The 21,455-nt window shown below is 75.8% G+C and carries 14 protein-coding genes and 1 pseudogene; 7 read left to right on the plus strand and 8 right to left on the minus strand.

What is annotated here, in order from left to right; translation table 11 throughout:
* Positions 1 to 40 precede the first annotated feature (40 nt).
* The gene (locus tag IE106_RS05290) at positions 41 to 448 is read right to left on the minus strand and encodes a DUF4247 domain-containing protein (RefSeq protein ID WP_189530326.1); all 408 of its coding nucleotides are present in this window, start codon (positions 446 to 448) and stop codon (positions 41 to 43) included.
* Positions 445 to 939, minus strand: a complete 495-nt coding sequence (locus tag IE106_RS05295; protein ID WP_189530329.1) for a DUF2617 family protein — start codon at positions 937 to 939, stop codon at positions 445 to 447. The genes IE106_RS05290 and IE106_RS05295 overlap by 4 nt, the downstream gene beginning before the upstream one ends.
* A 939-nt stretch (positions 940 to 1,878) precedes the next feature.
* Between IE106_RS05295 and IE106_RS05300 the strand changes: the two genes are divergently transcribed.
* Positions 1,879 to 3,678: a S8 family peptidase gene (locus IE106_RS05300; protein WP_189531152.1), complete on the plus strand. Its 1,800-nt coding sequence runs from the start codon at positions 1,879 to 1,881 to the stop codon at positions 3,676 to 3,678.
* Positions 3,679 to 3,884: 206 nt separating this feature from the next.
* A complete protein-coding gene (locus IE106_RS05305) occupies positions 3,885 to 6,767 on the plus strand; it encodes a helix-turn-helix transcriptional regulator (RefSeq protein WP_189530331.1) in 2,883 nt (960 codons plus the stop codon).
* A 160-nt stretch (positions 6,768 to 6,927) separates the two neighbouring features.
* Here the strand turns inward: IE106_RS05305 and IE106_RS05310 are convergent, their stop codons facing one another.
* From IE106_RS05310 to IE106_RS05320, 3 genes are all read right to left on the minus strand, one after another.
* Positions 6,928 to 7,143 (minus strand): hypothetical protein, encoded by a 216-nt coding sequence (locus tag IE106_RS05310; protein WP_189531236.1) that lies wholly within the window; start codon positions 7,141 to 7,143, stop codon positions 6,928 to 6,930.
* Between the two features lie 68 nt (positions 7,144 to 7,211).
* Positions 7,212 to 8,774, minus strand: coding sequence for a glycoside hydrolase family 53 protein (locus tag IE106_RS05315; RefSeq protein ID WP_189530333.1), 1,563 nt, complete (start codon positions 8,772 to 8,774; stop codon positions 7,212 to 7,214).
* A gap of 112 nt (positions 8,775 to 8,886) precedes the next feature.
* Positions 8,887 to 10,917: a beta-galactosidase gene (locus IE106_RS05320; RefSeq protein WP_189530336.1), complete on the minus strand. Its 2,031-nt coding sequence runs from the start codon at positions 10,915 to 10,917 to the stop codon at positions 8,887 to 8,889.
* 184 nt (positions 10,918 to 11,101) lie between these two features.
* Between IE106_RS05320 and IE106_RS05325 the strand changes: the two genes are divergently transcribed.
* The 5 genes from IE106_RS05325 (at position 11,102) to IE106_RS05345 (ending at position 19,338) form a co-directional block, all read left to right on the plus strand.
* Positions 11,102 to 12,427 (plus strand): ABC transporter substrate-binding protein, encoded by a 1,326-nt coding sequence (locus tag IE106_RS05325; protein ID WP_189530337.1) that lies wholly within the window; start codon positions 11,102 to 11,104, stop codon positions 12,425 to 12,427.
* Positions 12,424 to 13,383 (plus strand): carbohydrate ABC transporter permease, encoded by a 960-nt coding sequence (locus tag IE106_RS05330; RefSeq protein ID WP_189530340.1) that lies wholly within the window; start codon positions 12,424 to 12,426, stop codon positions 13,381 to 13,383. Before IE106_RS05325 ends, IE106_RS05330 begins: the two co-directional genes overlap by 4 nt.
* A complete protein-coding gene (locus tag IE106_RS05335) occupies positions 13,380 to 14,306 on the plus strand; it encodes a carbohydrate ABC transporter permease (protein ID WP_189530342.1) in 927 nt (308 codons plus the stop codon). Before IE106_RS05330 ends, IE106_RS05335 begins: the two co-directional genes overlap by 4 nt.
* Positions 14,303 to 15,334, plus strand: coding sequence for a LacI family DNA-binding transcriptional regulator (locus IE106_RS05340; RefSeq protein ID WP_189530344.1), 1,032 nt, complete (start codon positions 14,303 to 14,305; stop codon positions 15,332 to 15,334). Before IE106_RS05335 ends, IE106_RS05340 begins: the two co-directional genes overlap by 4 nt.
* A gap of 179 nt (positions 15,335 to 15,513) precedes the next feature.
* Positions 15,514 to 19,338, plus strand: coding sequence for a hypothetical protein (locus tag IE106_RS05345; RefSeq protein WP_189530346.1), 3,825 nt, complete (start codon positions 15,514 to 15,516; stop codon positions 19,336 to 19,338).
* Here IE106_RS05345 and IE106_RS05350 read toward each other — a convergent pair.
* The 3 genes and pseudogenes from IE106_RS05350 to IE106_RS05355 all read right to left on the minus strand — a co-directional run bounded on the left by IE106_RS05350 (position 19,274) and on the right by IE106_RS05355 (position 21,450).
* A complete protein-coding gene (locus tag IE106_RS05350; protein ID WP_189530348.1) occupies positions 19,274 to 19,771 on the minus strand; it encodes a rhamnogalacturonan lyase family protein in 498 nt (165 codons plus the stop codon). The genes IE106_RS05345 and IE106_RS05350 overlap by 65 nt on opposite strands.
* Before the next feature lie 37 nt (positions 19,772 to 19,808).
* Positions 19,809 to 20,027: pseudogene (locus tag IE106_RS30915) on the minus strand (rhamnogalacturonan lyase family protein); the annotation flags it as partial.
* 139 nt (positions 20,028 to 20,166) lie between these two features.
* Positions 20,167 to 21,450: a DUF6777 domain-containing protein gene (locus IE106_RS05355; protein ID WP_189530350.1), complete on the minus strand. Its 1,284-nt coding sequence runs from the start codon at positions 21,448 to 21,450 to the stop codon at positions 20,167 to 20,169.
* Positions 21,451 to 21,455 lie beyond the last annotated feature (5 nt).

The following is a 21,455-nucleotide window of genomic DNA, read 5'->3' on the forward strand; positions in this document are numbered from 1 at the left end:
TTTCGGGGAGTCGTGGGTGGGGTGGGCGCGGGGCGCCCGGTCACTTGCCGGAGCCGGGGCCCCCGCCGCGGAAGCTCGCGCTGTCCGGGTCCGGCCACGTCGTGCGGATGTGGGACTTCCAGCGCCGGTACCCCGTACGGTAGTCCGCGACCTCGATGCGGCTGCCCGCCAGGTACGGGCTGACGGCGACGATGTCGTCGCGGTAGCGCAGGAAGACCCTGCCGTCGGAGTCGAGCCGGTCCACGGCCGTGGAGTGGCCGTGGATCTCGTCGGCGACCTTCGACGGTGCGTCCCGTTCGTCGACGTGGTCGACGCCGCTGGTCGTGTACTGCCTGCTGATCCAGGCGGACGGTACCGGGTTGCCGCCGTCGTCGTCCGGCTCGTCGGCGCAGCCGGCGAGGACGACCGCGGCGAGCAGCAGCGCGGTGATGCGTCGGGCGGTCTTCATCGGGCCTCCAGCCGGGTGTGGGTCGCCACGATCCGGCGGCTTCTCGGGTACGTGTGCCAGGTGCGCCAGGTCAGTCCTGTGCCGTCCCGCTCGACGGTCAGCGCGGTGACGGCGTCGGCGGAGCCGGGGAAGACGCCGTAGAGGGCCCTCGGGTGGGCGTCCGCCAGGTCGCGTATCCGCGCCACCTCGGCGCCGAACTCGGAGGCGGGGTGCGCGTCGACACGGGCGCCGAAGGAGTAGTGCCAGCCGTCGAAGTCGTGCGTCGCGGTGTCCGGCAGGCCGCCCCGGACGCCGGGCAGGCAGGCGACGGTCTCGCGGACCGGCCCCGCGCACACCTGGTGGGAGGCGCCGAGCAGCCGGAGCTGCACGTCGATCCCGTCGACCGTCAGGTCGCGCACGGCCAGGGCGTCGCGGACGGGGTGGCCCAGGGCGAAGGACAACTGGTCGGCGTCGGTGTCCAGGTACGGCGCGTCCAGGGTTATGCCGTTCAATGATCCCCCGAGAGCCGTACCTGCAAGTGAGCGCCGCCGAGTATGGCACAGGGCACGGTTCGCGCCGCAGCGGGGAAGGGGGGCGCGGCGCGTCCCCGCGGGCGCGGCGCGTGCCGGGGGGTGAGGCCGTGTCGCTCGTACGGTGCCGGCGCGCTCCCGCGGGCGCGGCGCGCCGCCGGCAAGACCGAAGTCGGCCACGTATCCGCACGCGTGCCCCGCACACGCGTCCCCGCGCGCGTGGTGTGCCGGATGCCGCCGCCGTCCCGGCCCGGGTCCACCCCCGGCCCCGACGCACCGTCCCGCCTCGTCCCGCCGTCCCGTCCCCGCGGTGGGCGTCCCCCCACGACGGGCCGACCGGTTCCGGCCGCCGGCCCGGCGCGGCGTACGGGCGGGACCGAGACGACCGGACCGCCGGCCCGGTCACCGGGCCCCCCCGAAGCCGCGCCTCTGGTCTGGACCTTAAAGTGGTCCGGGACGGCGTTCCTCCCGTGGACGACGGGCCGGGGCCCGACCGCCCGCCCGCCCGGCGCCGCCGCGCCGCCCCGGCGAGGGGACCCCCCGCCCCGGCGAGGGGACCCCCCGCCCCGACCAGGGGCCGCGCGGGCGGGACAAGGGTTTTCCCCGTATCGACGTCACGCGGCGTTTCCCTACTGTTCCCGCACCGGCGGTTCCTCCCCTCTGACTCATGACTGTCAGGTGCATGTAACCCCATGCATGCGACCCCAGGGAGGACCCCGGGGACGGCCTCGATGACGAGGCCGTCGCGCCGGCGGCGGCGCGGGGGCTCACCCGGCCCCGAGGGCTGTGGAGGTACCCCACAAACAGCCACAGCCCCGCGTCGCCGTCCGCGCTCCGCACCGTCAGCAGCTCCGGGAGTCGCCGGAGCCGCCCTTGAAAGGGAACAACTTGAACGGTTCCAGGCGGAGACTGATATCCGTCGTGGCGGCGAGCGCCACGATCCTCGGCGTCACGGCCACCTCCGCGGTGGCGCTCGCCCCGCAGGCCACCCCCTCCCCGAAGCCGGCCGTGCCGGCCTCGCAGGCCATGAACCCGGCCGCCCCCCTGCCGTCCGCGCCCGTCGAGAAGGTCATCGTGACCTACAAGACGAGCACGGCGGAGGCCACCTCCAACACCGCCGCCAAGAACGACACCGCCGAGAAGGCCGCCAAGACGGGCGAGAAGCTCGCCTTCGAGCGCCGCCTCGCCGGCGGCTCCGCGCTCGTCGACCTGGGCACCGCGACCACCAAGCAGGACATCGCCGAGGTCATGGCCGCCTTCCGCGCCGACCCGGCCGTCGCCGCCGTCGACGCCGACATCCGCGCCTACCCGATGGCCGTGACCCCCAACGACACGGACTACGCCAAGCAGTGGGACCTCTTCGAGCCCACCGGCGGCATGAACGTGCCCGGCGCCTGGGACAAGACCACCGGCAGCGGCGTCACCGTCGCCGTCATCGACACCGGCTACGCGGCCCACTCGGACCTCGCGGCCAACACGATCTCCGGCTACGACTTCATCTCCTCCTCCACGGACGCCCGCGACGGCGGTGGCCGCGACGGCGACCCGAAGGACGAGGGCGACTGGAACGCCACCGACGGCGAGTGCGGCACCGGCTCCCGCGCCGGCAACTCCTCCTGGCACGGCACCCACGTCGCCGGCACCATCGGCGCCGTGACCCACAACGCCAAGGGCGTCGCGGGCATCGCCTACGGCGCCAAGGTCCAGCACGTCCGCGTGCTCGGCAAGTGCGGCGGCTCCTCCTCGGACATCGCCGACGCCATCACCTGGGCCTCCGGCGGCACCGTCCCCGGCGTGCCGGTCAACCCCACCCCCGCCAAGGTCATCAACATGAGCCTCGGCGGCGCCAGCAGCACCTGCCCGACCGTCTACCAGAACGCCATCAACGGCGCCGTCTCCCGCGGCTCCACCGTGGTCGTCGCGGCCGGCAACAGCAACACCAACGCCTCCGGCTTCACCCCGGCCAACTGCAGCAACATCATCAACGTGGCCTCCACCAACCGCGCCGGCGGCCGTTCGTACTACTCGAACTACGGCACCATCGTCGACGTGGCCGCCCCCGGTGGCGAGACCCGCAACGGCACGGTCTCCACGCCCGAGAACGGCATCCACTCCACGCTGAACTCCGGCACCACGACCCAGTCGCTGGAGAACTACCAGCCGTACCAGGGCACCTCGATGGCCGCCCCGCACATCGCCGGTCTCGCCGCGCTGCTGAAGTCGGCCAAGTCCACGCTGACCCCGGCCGAGATCGAGTCCGCGATCAAGGCCAACGCGCGTCCGCTGCCCGGCACCTGCACCGGCGGTTGCGGCACCGGCATCGCCGACGCCGCCAAGACGGTCAACGCCGTCACCGGCGGCACCACCCCCGCCCCGGGCGGCACCTTCACCAACGCCAACAACGTGACCATCGCGGACAACGCGACCGTCACCTCCGCCGTCGCCGTCACCGGCGTCACCGGCTACGCCCCGGCCACCCTCAAGGTGGACGTGGACATCAAGCACACCTACCGCGGCGACCTGGTCGTCGACCTGGTCGCCCCGGACGGCAGCCTCTACCGGCTGAAGAACTCCAGCAGCAGCGACGCGGCGGACAACGTTCTGGCCACCTACACCGTCAACGCCTCCTCCGAGGTCGCCAACGGCACCTGGAAGCTCCAGGTCCGCGACATCGCCTCGGGTGACACCGGCTACATCGACTCCTGGGGCCTCACCTTCTGAGAACCCCGCGAGGACAGCATCATCGCAGGTCAGGGGCGTGCTCCCGGCACTTCGCCGGGGGCGCGCCCCGCCGCATGGCCAAAAGAAGCCGTCCATATGTCGGACAGGATGCCTGGACTCCCCGCCTCGGGTTCGTATCCTCACAGGGCGCGGGCAGGGGGCCCGTCACGTGCGGGCCGGACCCCCGCGCCGGAGGGTGGTGGCAGATGAGGACGACGCCGTACCCCTCCACGCCGGTCGGCCGGGCCCACCTCCTCGACCGCCTCGACCGGACCCTCCACGCCCGCGGCCGCGCCGTGCTCACCGGACCGGCCGGCGTCGGCAAGACCGAGGTCGCCCAGGCCGCCGCCGCCGAGGCCGCCGCCCGCGGGGAGACGGTCCTGTGGCTCGCCCCGCAGCCCGCCGACCGCGACATGCCCGGCGCCGCGGCGGCCGCCCTCGTCGCCTCCGTGCCGCCGTCCGCCCTCGACGGGCTGCCCGGCCCGCAGCGCGCCGCCGTCGCCGTCCTCTGCCGCGAGGCCACCGCGCCCGACACCGGCTGGGACCCCATCGCGCTGCGCCTGGGCCTCGCCCGGATGCTGCGCACCCTCGCCGAGAAGGGCCCCGTCCTCCTCGTCGTCGACGACACCCGCCACGTCGACCCCCACAGCGCGGACCTGCTCCGCTTCGCCCTCCACCTCGCCCCGCCCGAGCTGCGCGTCCTCGCCGTCGAGACGCCCGCCCCGTGCGGCCCCGACGCCCCGTACGGCGACGCGGGCCCCGGCCCGCGGAACACCCCGCCCGGCGCCACCGACCCGGACGGGGCCGCCGACGGCGCGCCCGCCGCCCTCTGGGTGCCCTCCGAGGCCGACGTGCTGCTCGTCCCGCCGCTCCAGGCCGACGAGATCGCCGAACTCCTCGTCCACCACCGGCTCGCCTCCCGCATGGCCGGCCGCATCCACCAGGCGAGCGGCGGCAACCCCCGCCTCGCCCTGGCCGTCGGCCGCTCCCTGGCCGACTCCCGCACCCCCGTGCACCACGCCGAGGCGCTGCCCCTGTCCGGCCGCGCCCGCGACCTCGCCCGCCGGATGCTCGCCCCCGCGCCGCCGCCCGTGCGCGCCGCGCTCCTCCTCGCCGCGCTCGCCCTGCGCCCCACGGCCGCCCTCGTGCGCCGCGCGGGCCGGCCCACCGCCGAGGCCGAGCTCGCCGCCGCCGAACGGGCCGGACTCGTCTCGCTCACCGAGGACGGCGCCGTCACCTTCACCGCCGGGCTGCTCCCCACGACCCTCGTCCACGACACCTGCTGGACCGAGCGGAGCGAGGCCCACACCGCGCTCGCCCGCGTCGTCGACGACCCCGTCGAGGCCGTACGGCACCGGGCGCTCGCCACCGACGTCCCCGACGAGCGCCTCGCCGCCGAGGTCGCCGCCACCGTGGAGACGGTACGCCGCCGCGGCAACAGCGCGCTCGCCGCCGAACTGGCCCTGCTCGCCGCCGAGTCGACGCCCGTCCACCTCGGCCGCCGCCGCATCGCCCGGCTCGCCGACGCCGCCGAGGAGGCCGCCCGCGCCGCCCGCGCCGACCTCGCCCTGCGCGCCGCCGCCGACCTCCTCGCCCGCGACGCCGACCCCGAGGACCGGGTACGGGCCCGCCTCGCCGTCCTCGACACCGCGGGCCAGGGCCTCACCGACCTCGACGAGCTGTACGTGCACGCCATGGAGGACTCCGAGGGCGCCCCCGCGCTGCGGGCCGCCGTCCAGCTGCGCCTCGCCGTCAAGCACCTCCTCGCCGACGGCGACCCGGTCCGCTCGCGCGCCGCCGCGGTCGAGTCCGCCGCCCTCGCCACCTCGGTCGGCGATCGGCACACCGCCGCGCAGGCGCTCACCCAGCAGGCCCGCCTGGACCGCGTCCTCGGCTGCCCCGACGCGGAGAGGACCCTCGCCGAGGCCCGTGCCCTGGAGCGGGCCGACCGGCCGCTCGGCGTCCGCAACGCCGCGCAGATCCTGACGATCCGCCACGCCCTCTTCGACGACCGGCTCACCGACGCCCGCGACGAGATCAACGCCCTGCTGCCGCTGGTGGAGCGGCGCGGTCCGGTCGAGGACACCATCGAGCTGCTCCACACCCTCGCCGCCGTCGAGGCCCGCCGCGGCCAGTGCGCCGCCGCCCTCCAGCACGCCCACCGCTCCCTCGCCCTCACCCTGGAGGCCGGCCTGTCGCCCGGCCCCGCCTGGTACACGCTGGCCCTCGCCGAGACGGCCGGCGGCTCCTTCGCCCGCGCCATGAGCTACGCCCGGCGCAGCGCCCAGGCGTCGGAGGAGGAGGGCGACCACGTCTTCCTCTCCCGTGCCCTGTACGCCCTGGGCAGGGTCCAGCTCGTCACCGGGGACGTGGCCGCCGCGCTGGACACGCTGCGCCGGGTCCAGGAGGGCGAGCGCGCCCTGCGGACCGTCGACCCGTCGACGCTGCGCTGGCACGAGGAGCTTGCGGAGGCCCTCCTCGCCCACGACGCGCGGGAGGAGGCCGAGGCCCTGCTCGCCGACGTGGGCCCGGTCGCCGCGCGCCTGGGCCGTACGACGGTGCTGCTCGGCTGCGACCGCGCCTACGCGCAGTGCCTGGCGGCAGGGGGCAAGCCGGAGGAGGCGGCTGGGCTGCTGGCGGGGACGGCCGAGCGGTTCGCCGAGCACGGCCTGGTCCTGGAGCAGGGGCGGTGCCTGATCGCCCTGGCGCGGGTGGAGCGGCGGCGGCGCAGGCGCTCGGCGGCCCAGCAGGCGCTGAACGCGGCGGCCGCCGTCTTCGAACGGGCCGGGGCGGTGCCCTGGCTGGACCTGGTGGCCGAGGGCCCGACCCGCGCCGAGGCGGCCCCGACGGGGACGGGTGCCCTGTCGAGGCTCACCGAGGCGGAGGTGCGCCTCGCGCGGATGGTGGGGCAGGGGGCCAGCAACCAGGAGGCGGCGGCCCGGCTCTACCTGAGCGTCAAGACCGTCGAGGCGCGGCTGACGCGCATCTACCAGAAGCTCGACGTGCGGTCCCGCGCCCAGCTGGCCACGGTCATCAACACGGGTCCTGCGGGCCGGTCCGGCACGGCGGCGGGCGACGACCCGGCCTGACCGGCGGTCCCGGCGGCGGTCCCGGCGGCCGGTCCCGGCGGCGGCCTCCGTGGGCCGTGGGACGCGGCGGTCTCCGCGGGGCGTGGCGCGCGGCGGGCGGACACGGCACCGCCGCGCGGCAGGAGCGCCGCGCGGCGGGTGCGTCGTGCGTGTGGGGGGTTCAGTGCTGTACGGTCTCGCCGCCCACGCGGGGGGCGGCGCCCGGCGCGGCCTTCCCGGAGACACCGTCGACCAGCGACGTGACGTCGTCCGTGCCGAGCAGGGTGCCCGGTTCGGGCAGGCCGCCGCCGCCGACGGCGTGCGAGGACGGGGTGAGCAGGGAGGTGACGACTCCGGCGGCGAGGGACGCCACGGCGAGCATGCTGCGCTTCTTCATGCCCGGAACAACTGCCGAGGCGCCCCCGGGTCACGGCCCGGCCCCGAGGAATTCCCGCCGGCCCCCGATCAGCGGTGGCCGAGCCAGGCCATCGCGGGCAGCGGCCGGTCGTCGTAGCCGAAGAGGGCCTGGTTCTCCCAGCCGTTGCCGGAGGACGGGTCGGCCGGGTCCCAGCCGTTGCCCTGGACGGCCGTCCACGTCGGCTCCCAGTAGACGACGCCCAGGCCGCGCCGGTTCGGGACGGCCTCCACGACGTTCATCACGTCGCGCAGCCAGGCCGCCTGGCCGGCCGGGCTCGCCGGGTAGCCGGGGACCAGCTCGGCGGTCGTGTCGATGATGTTCTCGTGGCCGTCCTCGCTGTCCAGCCGGAAGGCGTACGCGGTCTCCACGACGAGCACCGGCTTGCCGTAGCGGGCCGCGACGTCGTCGAGGTTGGCCTGCAGCGAGGAGAGCGGGCCGTGCCAGTAGCCGTAGAACGACAGGGCGATGACGTCGAAGGTCACCCCGCGCGCGGTGGCGTTGTCGAACCACTGCCGGTACAGGGCGTTGTCGCCGCCGTGCGCCAGGTGCAGCGCGACCCGCGTCGAGGAGGACACCGCCTTCGCGGCCGAGGCGCCCGAGTTCAGCAGCCCGGCCAGCCGCGACCAGTCGGCGGTGGACCCGTCGGGCCAGAGCATGCCGGTGTTGATCTCGTTGCCGATCTGCACCATGTCGGCCGTGGTGCCCTGCGCCTTGAGCGCGTTCAGCACGTCGTACGTGTGGGCGTACACGTCGGAGCGCAGCTGCTCGTACGTGTGGGAGGACCAGGCGGCGGGCTTCGCCTGGGCGCCCGGGTCGGCCCAGGTGTCCGAGTAGTGGAAGTCGACCAGGAGCCGCATGCCCTGCGCCTTGATGCGGCGGGCCGTCTGCAGGACGCGGGTCTTGTCGTTGTAGCCGTCGGCCGGGTTCACCCACACCTTGAGCCGTCCGTGGTCGGCGCCCGCCGAGCGCAGCACGCCCAGCGCGTCGGCGGGGGCACCGGAGGCGTCGCGGTAGACGCCGCCGCGGTCCTCGCTCTTCTTCAGGGACGACACGTCGACGCCCCGCACGGACAGGCCCGTCGCGCCCCGGGTGAAGGACACGTCGTCGACGTTGAGCCAGTTCCCGGCCTTCGCGTCGGAGTTGACGCTGACGGTGCACTGGCCGGAGGTCACCTGCACGGAGGTGACGAGCCGTATCCACTTCCCGTCCGGGGTGGGCGGCAGGTCGGTGCGCTGCTCGGCGGAGCCGCAGTTGCGCAGGGCGAGGTACGCGGCGTTCTGCCCGCCGCTGGACCGCACCCACGCGGTCATCGTGTACGAACCGTTCGTCAGTCCGGTCAGGTACTGGTACGTCTCCACCTTGTAGGCGGACGACGACCAGTGCGACAGCCGGGAGGCGCCGCTGCGCCCGCCGGCCTCGACGAAGGAGGCGGAGCCCTGGCCGGTCGGCGAGTAGGCGGACCAGCCGGTCGTGCCGGACTCGAAGCCGGTGTTGGTGAGCGTGGACGCGGCGTGCGCCGCCGGGGCGGGCAGGGCCGTCAGGGCCAGGCCCGCGGCCAGCGGGAGGAACAGGGCCCGCACGCGGCGGGTCAGGCGGCTCGCTTGGAACATCGTCGTCCCTTCGACGGAGGGGTGGGGGTGGGGACCGGCCGGACGCCCCTCGACACGTCCGGCCGGTGTCCGGGGGGCGGGCGCCGCCGGGGGAGCGGGCCCGCCCTTCGCGTCAGCCGTCGAGCCGTACGATCCGGACGGCTCCGGCGGGCACGGCCAGCGGTCCGTCGACCCGGCCGCCGCCGAGCAGCTCGGTGCCGGCCCCCTCCAGGGGGACCTCGGCGTCCGCCGCCGTGTGGTTGATCGCGAAGACGTAGCGGCCGGAGTCGCCGGCGCGGCGGACGACCTCGACGTCGCGGGGGAGGCCGGTGCGCCGCGCCACCCCGGCGTCCGCGCACGCCAGGTCCAGGACCGCGTCGAGGCCGGCCGCGTCGAGGCGGGTCGACACGTACCAGGCGGTGCCCCGGCCCAGCCGGTGGCGGGTCACGGCGGGCCGGCCGGCGACGAGCCCGTCGGCGTACTCCCACACCGCCTCGGCGCCGCGCGGCACGACGAACTCGGTCCACACGTCCCCGCCGAGCTCCGCCGCGGCCGCCGCCCCGGGCGCGGGGGCGAGCCGGACGGCCTGCCCGGGGAGCAGCGGCGAGAACTCCTCGACCGTCAGCCCCAGCACGTCGCGCAGCGCGCCCGGGTGGGGACCGTCGTGGACGGCGTCGTGCTCGTCGACGATCCCGGAGAAGTACGACACGACGAGCGTGCCGCCGTTCTCCACGTACGCGCGCAGGTTGTCGCCCGCCTCCCGGGTGGCCAGGTACAGCGCGGGCACGACGACCAGCGGGTACGCCGACAGGTCGGCCTCCGGCGCGGCGAAGTCCACGGTCAGGTGCCGGTCGTACAGCGCCTCGTACGCGGTGTCGGCGCGCTCGCGCGGATCGTGGTCCTCGCTGGGGCGCCACTCCAGGTTCTGCGCCCACCAGGACTGCCAGTCCCACACCACGGCGACGTCCGCCTCGGTGCGCGTCCCCCGGACGTCCGCCAGCGCGCCGATGTCCGCGCCGAGCTCGACGACCTCCCGCCACACCCGCGAGTCGGTGCCGGCGTGCGGGACCATCGCGGAGTGGAACTTCTCGGCGCCGCGCCGGGACTGGCGCCACTGGAAGAACATGGCGCCCTCGGAGCCGCGGGCGACGTGGGCGAGGGAGTTGCGGGCCATCTGGCCGGGCGCCTTGGCCGGGTTGCGGGGCTGCCAGTTCACGCCGCTGGTGGAGTGCTCCAGCAGCAGCCAGGGCCGGCCGCCCGCCACCGAGCGGGTCAGGTCGGCGGCCATGGCGAGGTTGACGTGGGTGCGGCGGCCGTCGGTGATCAGGTAGTGGTCGTTGGTGACCAGGTCGACCTCGCGGCCCCAGGCCCAGTAGTCGACGGAGTCGCACTGGCTGAGGGCGGTCATGAAGTTGGTGGTCACCGGGACGCCGGGGGCGAGGCGGTGCAGGATGTCGCGCTCGCGCACGAAGTTCCCGCGCATCGCGGCGTCGGCGAACCGCCGGTAGTCCAGCTGCTGGGCCGGGTTGCACGCGGTGGGGGTGAGGCGCGGCGGGTCGATCTGGTCGAGGCCGCCGTAGCGCTGGCCCCAGAAGGCGGTGCCCCACGCCTCGTTGACGGCGTCGACGGAGCCGTACCGCTCGCCCAGCCAGACGCGGAACGCGGCGGCGCAGGTGTCGCAGTAGCAGGCCGAGACGGGTACGCCGTACTCGTTGTGGACGTGCCACAGGGCGAGCGCCGGGTGGTCGGCGTAGCGGCGGGCGAGCCGCTCGGTGATGTCGGCGGCGGCGGCCCGGTAGGCCGGGGAGTTGTGGCAGATCGCGCCGCGCGATCCGAAGGAGAGGCGGACGCCCTCGCGGGTGACCGGCAGCGCCTCGGGGTGCTCGCGGTAGAACCAGGCGGGCGGGCAGACCGTCGGCGTGCCCAGGTCGGCGCGGACGCCGTTCTCGTGGAGCAGGTCGAGGAGCCGGTCCAGCCAGCCGAAGTCGTGGGCGCCCGGCTCGGGTTCGAGCAGGGCCCAGGAGAAGATCCCGACGCTGACCATCGTGACGCCGGCCTCGCGCATCAGCGCCATGTCCTCGCGCCAGACGTTTTCCGGCCACTGCTCGGGGTTGTAGTCCGCACCGAAGGCGAGCCGTGTCAGGCCCCGGGGTGTGTCCGGCATGGGGTTCTCTCCTGAAGCTGTTTGATTGGGAACGTTCACAGACCCTTGCACTAGGGCTAAGCCAACATAACCGCACAGCAACAACCATTGACAAGTGTCCTGAATGTTTCTCTACTGTGAACGCTCACAGAAGCATGGCAGGCCTCCGCGGCAGTCGGAGGCCCCAGGTCAGGGAGAAACATCCATGCCGTTCACGCTGCGCCGCCGCCTCGTGGCCACCACCGTCGCCGGCCTCCTCGGCACCACCGCCCTCACGGCCTGCGACTCGTCCGGCGACGAGTCCGCCGCCCCGGCGGAGGCGGGCCCCGCCGCCCTCACCTACTGGGCCTGGGCCCCCGGTATGGACAAGGTCGCGGACCTCTGGAACAAGGGCCCCGGCAAGGAGGCCGGGATCACCGTCACCGTGAAGAAGCAGGCCTCCGGCGACGACCTCGTCACCAAGATCCTCACCGCGGCGAAGGCCGGCCAGGCCCCCGACCTGGTCCAGGCCGAGTACCAGGCGCTGCCCACCCTGGTCAGCAACGACGTCCTGGCCGACATATCCAAGGAGGTCGAGGGCGTCGAGGCGAAGTTCGCCCCCGGCGTCTGGCAGCAGGCGACCCTCGGCACGGACGCCGTCTACGCGGTCCCGCAGGACTCCGGGCCGATGATGTTCTACTACCGGCAGGACCTCTTCCGGCAGTACGGCCTGACCGTCCCCACCACCTGGGACGAGTTCGCCGAGACCGCCCGCGCCCTGAAGAAGAAGGCCCCCGGCAAGGCCCTCACCACCTTCTCCGCCAACGACGCCGGCCTCTTCGCCGGCCTCGCCCAGCAGGCCGGCGCCCGCTGGTGGACCACCGAGGGCGACCAGTGGAAGGTCGGCATCGACGACGCCGCCACCCGCAAGGTCGCCGCCTTCTGGGGCGGCCTCGTCAAGGAGGGCGCCATCGACAACCAGCCGATGTACACCCCCGCCTGGAACAAGGCCCTCAACACCGGCGAGCAGATCGGCTGGGTCAGCGCCGTCTGGGCCGCCGGCACCCTGACCACCGCCGCCCCCGACACCAAGGGCAAGTGGGCCATGGCCCCGCTCCCGCAGTGGCCGGGCGGCGCCCGGGCCACCGGCAGCTGGGGCGGCTCCTCCACCGCCGTCACCAACGACAGCAAGCACAAGGGGGCCGCCGCCGAGTTCGTCACCTGGCTCAACACCGACCCGGCCGCCCTCGCCGCCCTGGTGAAGGAGAGCGGCATCTACCCGGCCGCCACGGCCGCGCAGAGCGGCGGCGCCCTCGCGAAGGCCCCCGACTTCTTCTCCAACCAGCCGACGTTCTACGAGGAGGCCGCCGCGATCGCCAAGACGACCGCCCCGTCCGCCTGGGGCCCCAACGTCAACGTCGCCTACACCACCTTCCGCGACGCCTTCGCCCGCGCCGCCAAGGACAGGTCGGACTTCGGCGCCGCGCTGCGCACCGTGCACGACTCCACCGTCGCCGACCTGAAGAAGCAGGGATTCGGAGTCGCCGAGTGACCGCCACCGCCCCCCGGGCGAACACCACGGCCGCCGCCGTCCGCCGCACGGGCGCACGGCGCGGCCGTGGCGCTCCGTACGCCTTCCTCGCCCCCGCCGCCGTCCTCTTCGCGCTCTTCTTCGCCCTGCCCATCGGCTACGCGATCTGGCTCAGCCTCCACAAGGTCGAGGTCAAGGGCCTCGGCCTCGGCAAGGGCGCCCGCAGCGAGGTGTGGGCCGGTCCCGCCAACTACACCGACGCGCTCACCGACCCCGAACTCCTCGACGGCGCCCTGCGCGTCCTCGGGTACGGCGCCATCGTCGTCCCCACCATGCTCGGCCTGGCCCTGCTGTTCGCGCTGATGCTCGACGCCGAACGGGTCCGCCTCGCCTCCGTCACCCGGCTGGCGATCTTCCTCCCGTACGCGGTGCCCGGCGTCATCGCCGCCCTGCTGTGGGGCTTCCTCTACCTGCCCGACGTCAGCCCCTTCTTCTACCTCCTCGACGCGCTCGGCCTGCCGCAGCCCGACCTGCTCGACGGCGGACCGCTGTTCCTCTCCCTGTCGAACATCGCCGTCTGGGGCGGCACCGGCTTCAACATGATCGTCATCTACACCTCCCTGCGGTCCATCCCCGCCGAGGTGTACGAGGCGGCCCGGCTCGACGGCTGCTCGCAGCTCCAGATCGCGCTCCGCGTCAAGATCCCGATGGTGGCGCCGTCGCTGGTCCTGACCTTCTTCTTCTCGATCATCGCGACGCTCCAGGTCTTCGCCGAACCGACCACCCTCAAGCCGCTCACCAACTCCGTCTCCACCACCTGGAGCCCGCTGATGAAGGTCTACCAGGACGCCTTCGGCAACGGCGACCTCCACGCCGCCGCCGCCACCGCCGTGATCATCGCCGTGGTCACGCTCGTCCTGTCCTTCGGCTTCCTGCGCGCCGCCGGCTCCCGCGACCAGCAGGGGGACCCCCGATGACCAGCGTCACCGCCCGCACGTCCGCGCCCGCCGCCGGCACCACCCCCGGCGCCGCCCAGGCCCCGCCGCCCACCGCCGGGCGCCCGCCGCTGCGCCGCCGGATCGCGCTGCTGCCCACCGCCGCCCTGCTGCTGGGCGCCGCCTACTGCCTCCTGCCGGTCGCCTGGGTCGTGGTCGCCGCGACCAAGTCGGGCCGCGAACTGTTCTCCACGTTCACCTTCCTGCCCGGCACCGGGTTCACCCGCAACATCGCCGACCTCCACGCGTACCGCGACGGCATCTACTGGCGCTGGATGGGCAACTCCGCCTTCTACGCGGGCTTCGGCGCCCTGCTGTCGACGGCCGTCTCCGCCGTCTCCGGCTACGCGCTCGCCCTCTACCGCTTCCCCGGCCGCGAAGCCGTCTTCAAGGTGCTCCTCGCCGGCGTCCTCATGCCGCCGGTGATCCTCGCCGTCCCGCAGTACCTGCTCCTCGCGAAGGCCGACCTCACCGACAGCTACCTGTCGGTCCTGCTGCCGCTGCTGCTCTCCCCGTACGGCGTGTACCTCGCCCGGATCTACGCCGCCGCGGCCGTCCCCGCCGACGTCGTCGAGGCGGCCCGCATGGACGGCGCGGGGGAGTGGAGGGTCTTCACCCGCATCGGCGTGCCGATGATGGTCCCCGGACTGGTGACGATCTTCCTCTTCCAGTTCGTCGCCGTCTGGAACAACTTCCTCCTGCCGTACATCATGCTCGGCGACGACGAGAAGTTCCCGATGACGCTCGGCCTGTACACGCTCCTCGCCCAGGGCTCCAACACCCCCGCCCTGTACACCCTGGTCATCACGGGCGCCCTGCTGGCGCTGCTCCCGCTGATCGCGCTGTTCCTGTTCATCCAGCGGTTCTGGAGCCTGGACCTGCTGTCGGGAGCCGTAAAGTCGTGACCATGCAGCACACGGCGGGCCGGCGCAAGCCGCCGACGATCCACGACGTGGCCCGCGAGGCCGGGGTGTCGCGCGGCACCGTCTCGCGGGTCCTCAACGGCGGCCACTACGTCAGCCCCGCCGCGCAGGAGGCCGTCAACGCGGCCATCCGCAGGACCGGGTACGTCGTCAACCGGCACGCCCGCTCCCTGATCACCGGACGCTCCGACTCGGTGGGCTTCCTCCTCACCGAGCCGCAGGAGAGGTTCTTCGAGGACCCCAACTTCAACGTCCTCCTGCGCGGCTGCACCCAGGCGCTCGCCGCGCACGACATCCCCCTCCTGCTGATGATCGCCGGGACGGAGGCCGAACGGCGGCGCATCACCCGCTACATCACCGCCGGCCACGTCGACGGGGTACTGCTGGTCTCCAGCCACTCCGGCGACCCCCTCGCCGAACGGCTGCGCGACGCCGGGGTGCCGCTGGTGGCGTGCGGCAAGCCCATCGGCCACACCTCCAAGGTCAGCTACGTCGCCGCCGACGACCGCGACGGCGCCCGCGACATGGTCCGCCACCTGCTGTCCCTGGGCCGCCGCCGCATCGGCACGATCACCGGCCCGCTCGACACCCCGGGCGGTGTCGAGCGGCTCGCCGGCTACCGCGAGGTCCTCGCCGAGGCGGGCGTCCCCTACGACGAGCGGCTCGTCGCCACCGGCGACTACAGCCGCGCCGGCGGCGAGGCCGGCGCGGCCGGACTCCTCGACCGGGTCCCCGACCTGGACGCCCTGTTCGTCGCGTCGGACCTGATGGCCCAGGGCGCGCTGACCGCCCTCCACCGGGCCGGGCGGCGCGTCCCGCAGGACGTCGCGGTCGGCGGCTTCGACGACTCGCCCGCCGCGACCTCCACCGACCCGGCGCTCACCACGATCCGCCAGCCCTGGGACCGCATCAGCGCCGAGATGGTCCGCGTCCTCCTCGCGCAGATCGGCGGGGAGGACCCGGCGGCGGTGATACTCCCCACCGAACTGGTCCGCCGCGCGTCCACCTGACCCCGCGCCGCCCCACCCGCCCGGCGGCGGTCCGTCCGCCCGCCCGCCCCGCGCCGTGCCGTGCCGTGCCGCCGCCGGGCGGGTGGCCGCCCGCCGGGACCGGCCCGCACCGCGTTGTCGGTGGCGTGTGCTGGGATGGCCCTCGGTGCCTGGACGACGCGAACGGGTGGGGGAGGGGCATGGACGCCGCGGAGGTACGCCGTGCGCTGGTGGACCTGGTGGGCCGGAGCGCGCCGGGGGAGGAGCCGGCGGGAGCGCCGACCCGCCCGCCCGCGCCCGGGGAGGCCGCCGCCGCCCTGCGCGCCGCCCTCGCCTCGCCGCGGGCGGGGGGCCTCGCGAAGCTCGTCGACGCGGCGCGCGCCGCGGGTGAGATGGACGACGCCCTCGCCGCCGAGCTGGTCCGCCGCGGCCGCCCCGCCCGCGCGGCGGCCGGGTACCTGGAGGGGCACGCACCGGACCCGGGAGGCGCCACCGCCGCCCTCCTCCGCGAGTTGACGGAGCGTCACCTCGGGGGCGCGCCGGAGCGGTGGCGCGGTCTCCACGACGCGCTCGCCACCGCCCGGGGCACCCTGCCGGAGCTGCTCGCCACCCGGCCCGCACCGGGCGGCGGGGACACGCTCCCGCCGCCGAGGTCCGTCGGGGACACCCTCGCGCTGCTGCTGGAGCACACGGCGCCGGAGCACGCCGCCGACGCGCTGACCGCCCTGCCGGACCGGACGGTGGAGGCGCTGCTGGGGCGCGGCACCCCGCCCGGCCCCGCGCTCACCGCCGCCGTCGCGGCACACGGCGACAGCCGTTCGCGGGCCGCCCTCGCCCGGCACGCGCGGATCGACGCCCGCGTCCTGAAGGCCCTCGTGGCCGCCGACGACCCCGCGGTCAACGCCGCCGTGTACCGCAACGCGCGCTGCACCCCGTCCCTCCGCCGGACCATCGCGCACGCGCTGCACCGCGTGCCGCTCGACGAGACGCTGCGCGCCGAACTGCTGTCGCCCGCCGCGGACGGGTCGCGCAGCCGGACGGCGCCCCTGCTGGGCAGCGGCGACCCCGTGCTCGCCGCGCGCGCCCTGGCGTGGGGCGTGCGCGGGGTGGCGCAGCGGTACGCCCTGCTGCGCGTGTGGGAGTGCCGGGGCGCCGGGGCCGTACGGACGATGCTGGCCGACCCGTCCGTCGCGCGGCACGTCCACGCGGAGGTGCGGGCGGAGGTCGCCGCCGCCCTCGACGCGCCGGACGGCGCGGCCCGGCTGCGCGCCCGGGGCGAGCCGTACGACGACCCGGCGGCGCTGCCGCGGCTGCTGGGCACCAGCCGCGGCACCAGCACCCTGCGGGACCTGTTCGACGAGCCGTACGCGCACGACGTGCGCGCCCTCGCCGCCGCCAACCGGCGCACCCCGTTCATGCCGAAGGCGGCCGGGGAACTGGCCCGCCACGAGGACGCCTCGGACGCCGAGCGCGCCGAGTTCCGGCTGACGCTCCTCAACGCCCCGTGGCGGGCGGGCGGCCGCATCGCCGGGAACCTCACGCCGCCGGCGCGGCGGCTGGCCGGCGAGCGGCTGGACGAGGCGGCGGGCGAGTGGGCGGTGGGGGTGGTGCGCGCCGGGCTCCTCGACCCCGCCGACCTGCCGACGACCGCCCGGCCCGCCGCCCACGCGGTGCGGGCCCTGCACGCCCTGGCCGCGCGGGGCCTGTGGCCGGAGACGGCCCGCAGTACCTTCACCGACCTGCTCCACGACACCGTCGGGAACCGGCCCGACGCCTGGGAGGCCCTCTTCCGGCTCCTGCCGACGCACCCCGGCACCCTGGCGGACGCCTTCCGCGAGGCCGGCGACAGTACCGGAACGGCAGGCGGCGGCCCCGCGACGGCGGTCGGCTGTGCTGGGACGGCAGGCGGCAGCACCGGGACGGCAGGCGGCGGCCCCGCGACGGCCGAGGCGGGGGCGGCCGCGGCGGCCGGTTCCGGCGGCGGTGCCCCGGTCGGGGAGGGTGGTTCCGGCGGCGGCGCCCCGGCCGCGGAGGGTGCCGTCCCGGCCGCCTCGGGGCCGCGCCGGGAGCCGTCGGCCGACGCGCCCCCGCCCCCGTCCTCGCCTTCGCCCTCGCCGGCTCCGGCGCCCGCGCCGCCGGCGAAGCCCGTGGGGGCGAGGTCGCGTTCCGCGCTCGGCGCGCTGGACCTGCTGTTCTCGCTCGCGCCCGGCGGGGCGGCCCCGCTGCCGGACGACCGCGGGGCGCTGCGCTACCTGGCCGCGCACGGCGAGGGGGACGCGCCGGGCTGGCGGCACCCGCGGTGGCTGTGGCGGGCCTGCGCGGCCCAGGGGCTGGACGACCTCGTCCACCCGTGCGAGACGCCGACGCGTGCCGAGGCGCTGACCTGGCTGGCGGAGGCCGAGGGGGCGGAGGCGGCCGCCCGCGTCGCCGAACGCGCCTTCCTGTACGGCGTCCTGGACGGCGACGACCTGTTGCACCACCTGCCCGCGGCCCGGCTGCTGCGCCTGCCGTACGGCTGGCACGACCTCGCCTTCACCACCGCCTGGCGCCGAGCCCTCGCCGCGTTCCTCGACCGGGAGCTCGGGACGGACGCCGACGCGTGGCTGCGGCTCGCCGCGGCCGCCCGGGCCGCCACCCCGGACGCCACCCCGGACGAGGGCACCGACGCCGCCTGGCCCGAGCTGCTCGACCGGTCGCGCCGTGCCGCCCCCCGCCCCGGCGGCGCACCGCGAAATCCGCTCCCCGACGACGACGGGGCGCCCGCCACCGCGCGGGCCGCGCTGCGGCGGCTCGCCCGCGGCGACCACCTGTGGGCCTGGCCCCTCGGCGCCCTGCTGTGCGAGGCCCGCCCGGAGGCCGTCGCCGCCGTCCTGCCGCGCCTCGGCCCCGACGGACCGTGGCTGCTCGCCGCGTACCTGCTGCGCCACCGGCCCACCCCGGCCGCCCCCTTCGCGCACCTGCTCCACCTGCGCGACCCGGCGGCGCTGCGGATCCTCTCCGCGCAGTGCCGTTGGCTGGACGACGGCGCGGTCCACCGCCTGCTCGACCTGGCCGACCCCGACGTCGACCTGGCCGTCCTGCACGCCACCACCGGCCCGGAGCCGCTGCGCCGCATCGCCGCCCGGCCCGGTCCGGCGGCCGCGCGGCTCGCGGCCGACCTGCGCGCCGACCCGCTCGCCGTGCCACCGGGCGGCACGGTGTGGCTGGAGTCCGCCGAACCGGACCTCATCGCGTACGTCTTCGAACGCTCCGGCAGGCACCTCGGCCTCGCACAGCAACTGGTCGGCTGCCTGAACCTGCTGCGCCACGGCGGGCGCGCGCGGCTGGCCGCGCTGGAGCAGAGCGGCGCCCTCGGCGCGACCGCGACGCGCCTGTGCCGCAAGGCCCTCGCGTCGGACGACCCGCAGGCCCCCCTCGCGGCCCGCCTGGAGCGCGAGTTGTCGGCGGACCGCCTGGTGGCGCGGCTGCGCCGGGCCGGGGGCGCCTGGCGGACCCGTGAGATCCTCGACGGCACGCCGTGCCCCCGGGACTGGGACTGGGACGCCCTGGACGCCGCGCACCGCGACGAGCCGATCCCCCACTGGGAGCAGCTCGTCCGGCACCCCGAGGCGCCCCGCGACTTCCGGCTCCGCAACGCCGCCCACCTGCACGCCCCGTCCCGCGACGCCGTCCCGCGGGGGCGGGAGCTGACCGTGGCGCGCGTCCGGCACGGCCTCGGCGTCCACCACCGCGAGCCCGTGGACGCCGTGCTCGACCACCTGCTGGAGACGGGGCAGCTCACCGGACGGGACCTGGTCCACGAAGCCGCGCCGGCCGCGGTCGTGCTGGCCTACCTCAACCGGGCGCGCCGCCGCCGCGACGCCCCCGGGGAGGTGCGCGCCGCCGTGGCCGAGACGGCGCGGCTGGTGCGCGACCGGCTCGGCGGCGACCCCGGGGCGTGGCGCCGCGTCACCGGCCGGCTCACCGAACGGGACGCGGACTGGGACCCGGTCGCCCCCCTGCCGTCGCTGCTGTCCGTCCGGTGAGCCCGGGACGCGGGCCCTGCCTGGTGCCCGGGTGGTACCCGACCTGCGGCGGCTGGTTGCGGCCGGTGTCCTGCCGGGCGACGCCCAGCCGGTGGACCGGGTGGTGCATCAGCGTCGGCAGGCGGAAGTCCGTCGGGTGCGGGGTGGTGTACAGGCGCAGCGTCGTCGAGTCGGCGTCGCGCCAGAACATCTCCTCCCGCCAGTCCCCGAGGACGTCGGCGGGCAGGGCCGGGTTGCCCTTGGCCCCATCGTCGGAGCGGGCGGCCGTGTCGTACCGGATGCGGGTCGGTTCGGTGGAGCCGGTGTACTCGAGCACCTGCCCGTAACCGCTGCCGGCCGTCCCGGACCAGCGGTGGTCGAGCAGTTCGCGGTGGGCGTCGCCGTCCCACCAGGTCGCGGAGTCGTACGAGGCGGCGCCGGCGAACGAGGGCACGGCGCCACTGGTCCGCGAGCCGTCCGCCGCCGCTGGACCGGCACTCGGCGCCCGCGCGGTCGCGGGTCAGGTCGGCGCAGAGGCCGCGGCCCACGTCCGTGCCGGTGTGCCGCCCCCACAGGACCCGACCGGTGCGGGCGTCGTGCATCTCGTACCCGTACGCGGCGCGGGCGATCCGCTCGTGCACGCCCCGGCTGAAGACCGTGCCGGGCCGTGCGCCGTCCAGGTAGGCGGTCGCCGAGAGCAGCCGTTGCACGAGCGGATCAGCGACCTCCCGGAGGACCGCGCGGACGGGGTCCGTCCCCGCGGGGACGGACCCCGGCTCCCGGGGGTGAGCTGCCGGGAACGAGCCCTCGGCGGCGGGCTTCCGGGAGCGGGCCCGGGAAGGCCGGCTCCTAGGAGGTGACGCGGACCAGGGAACCGGCCCCCTGGTCCGTCTCCGGGGTGCTCTCGGTGCCGCCGGTCGGGGTGTCCGTGTCCGTGTTCGTGTCGGTGCCCGTGTCAGGGTCCGTGGGGGAGCCGTTCGGCGGTGGCGTGTCCGGGATCGTCTGGTCGGGGGTGTACCCCGGGGGCGTCCCGCCGTCCGTCGGGGTGTCCGTGTTCCGGTTCGTCGGCGTGTCGGTCGGGGTGTCGGTCGGCGTGTCCGTCGGGGTGTCGGTGGGCGTGTCGGTCGGCGTGTCCGTCGGGGTGTCGGTGGTGGTCCTGTCCGGCGACACGGGCGGTTTCGTGGTGGTCGGTGAGGTGGGCGGTTTCGTGGTGGTCGACGTCGTGGGGGCCGTGGGCGTCGCCGAGGGGGAGGTCAGCTTGGGAAGCGGGCGTTCGACGCGCTTGCCGGTCTCCACGTCGACGACGGTGAACGTGGGCACGGGCGTCGGCGCGGGCACCACGACCACGATCTCCTCCGCCTGGAACCCCGCCCAGGTCTGCCCGACCACCTTCTCCGGCCGCTCCACCCGGGGCCGGTCCAGCGGGTTGCCGCAGGCACAGCGCACCCGGGGTACGCCGTACTCGTCGACGAGCACGGCCGTACCGGTCTGGAGCACCGCCTGGTACGGGAGCGCCCTGCCGTCCTCGTAACCGTGGTTCGTCACCAGCGTGTCGAGGCGCAGCTGCACCGACGTCAGGCCGCGCAGGTACGCGGGCAGGTCCTCCGGGGTCGTGTGCAGCACCGAGGCGAACGCCTTCGCCTTGGCCCGGTCCGCCTCCAGGTAGGCGATCTGCTTCCCGACGTCGCACACGGCGCGGTTGCCGCTGCCCCCGTACAACTCGGGCGCCGACCCGGCGTACTCGTGGCGCTGCTGCGTGGGCAGCCGCTCCACGGGGCGGTTGTCCGGTGTGACCGTGCTGGGCGTGAAGCTGTTCGGGGGACGGTACGAGACGCTCTCCGCGTGCACCGCCTCCGCCTCGCCGGGGCGCGACAGCACCATGGCCAGCGCCACCGCGGCGACGAGGAGGCCCACCAGGGAGGCGAGCAGGGGGACGGACCTCCACCAGGGGCGCCCGCCCCCGCCGCCCGCGGGGTGCGCACCGCCGCCCCCGCCCCCGCCGCCGCCTCCGTCACCGCCCGGGGGAGGCGGGGGCGCGGGGGGCCGGCCGGGGTCGGTACGACCCGGTGTGGGGTGCGAGAGCGGGCCCGACGGGGGGCCGGTGGGGCGGTCGGACGCGGGGTCGGAAGTCACATTCG

This window comes from Streptomyces roseolilacinus (assembly GCF_014649335.1).
In the GTDB taxonomy this organism is placed as follows: Bacteria; Actinomycetota; Actinomycetes; order Streptomycetales; family Streptomycetaceae; genus Streptomyces; species Streptomyces roseolilacinus.

Coding starts and splice junctions, on each gene's coding strand:
- IE106_RS05290 (WP_189530326.1), bottom strand. CDS start 448: ATGAAGACCGCCCGACGCATCACCGCGCTGCTGCTCGCCGCGGTCGTC.
- IE106_RS05305 (WP_189530331.1), top strand. CDS start 3,885: ATGAGGACGACGCCGTACCCCTCCACGCCGGTCGGCCGGGCCCACCTC.
- IE106_RS05310 (WP_189531236.1), bottom strand. CDS start 7,143: ATGAAGAAGCGCAGCATGCTCGCCGTGGCGTCCCTCGCCGCCGGAGTC.
- IE106_RS05315 (WP_189530333.1), bottom strand. CDS start 8,774: ATGTTCCAAGCGAGCCGCCTGACCCGCCGCGTGCGGGCCCTGTTCCTC.
- IE106_RS05320 (WP_189530336.1), bottom strand. CDS start 10,917: ATGCCGGACACACCCCGGGGCCTGACACGGCTCGCCTTCGGTGCGGAC.
- IE106_RS05325 (WP_189530337.1), top strand. CDS start 11,102: ATGCCGTTCACGCTGCGCCGCCGCCTCGTGGCCACCACCGTCGCCGGC.
- IE106_RS05335 (WP_189530342.1), top strand. CDS start 13,380: ATGACCAGCGTCACCGCCCGCACGTCCGCGCCCGCCGCCGGCACCACC.
- IE106_RS05345 (WP_189530346.1), top strand. CDS start 15,514: ATGGACGCCGCGGAGGTACGCCGTGCGCTGGTGGACCTGGTGGGCCGG.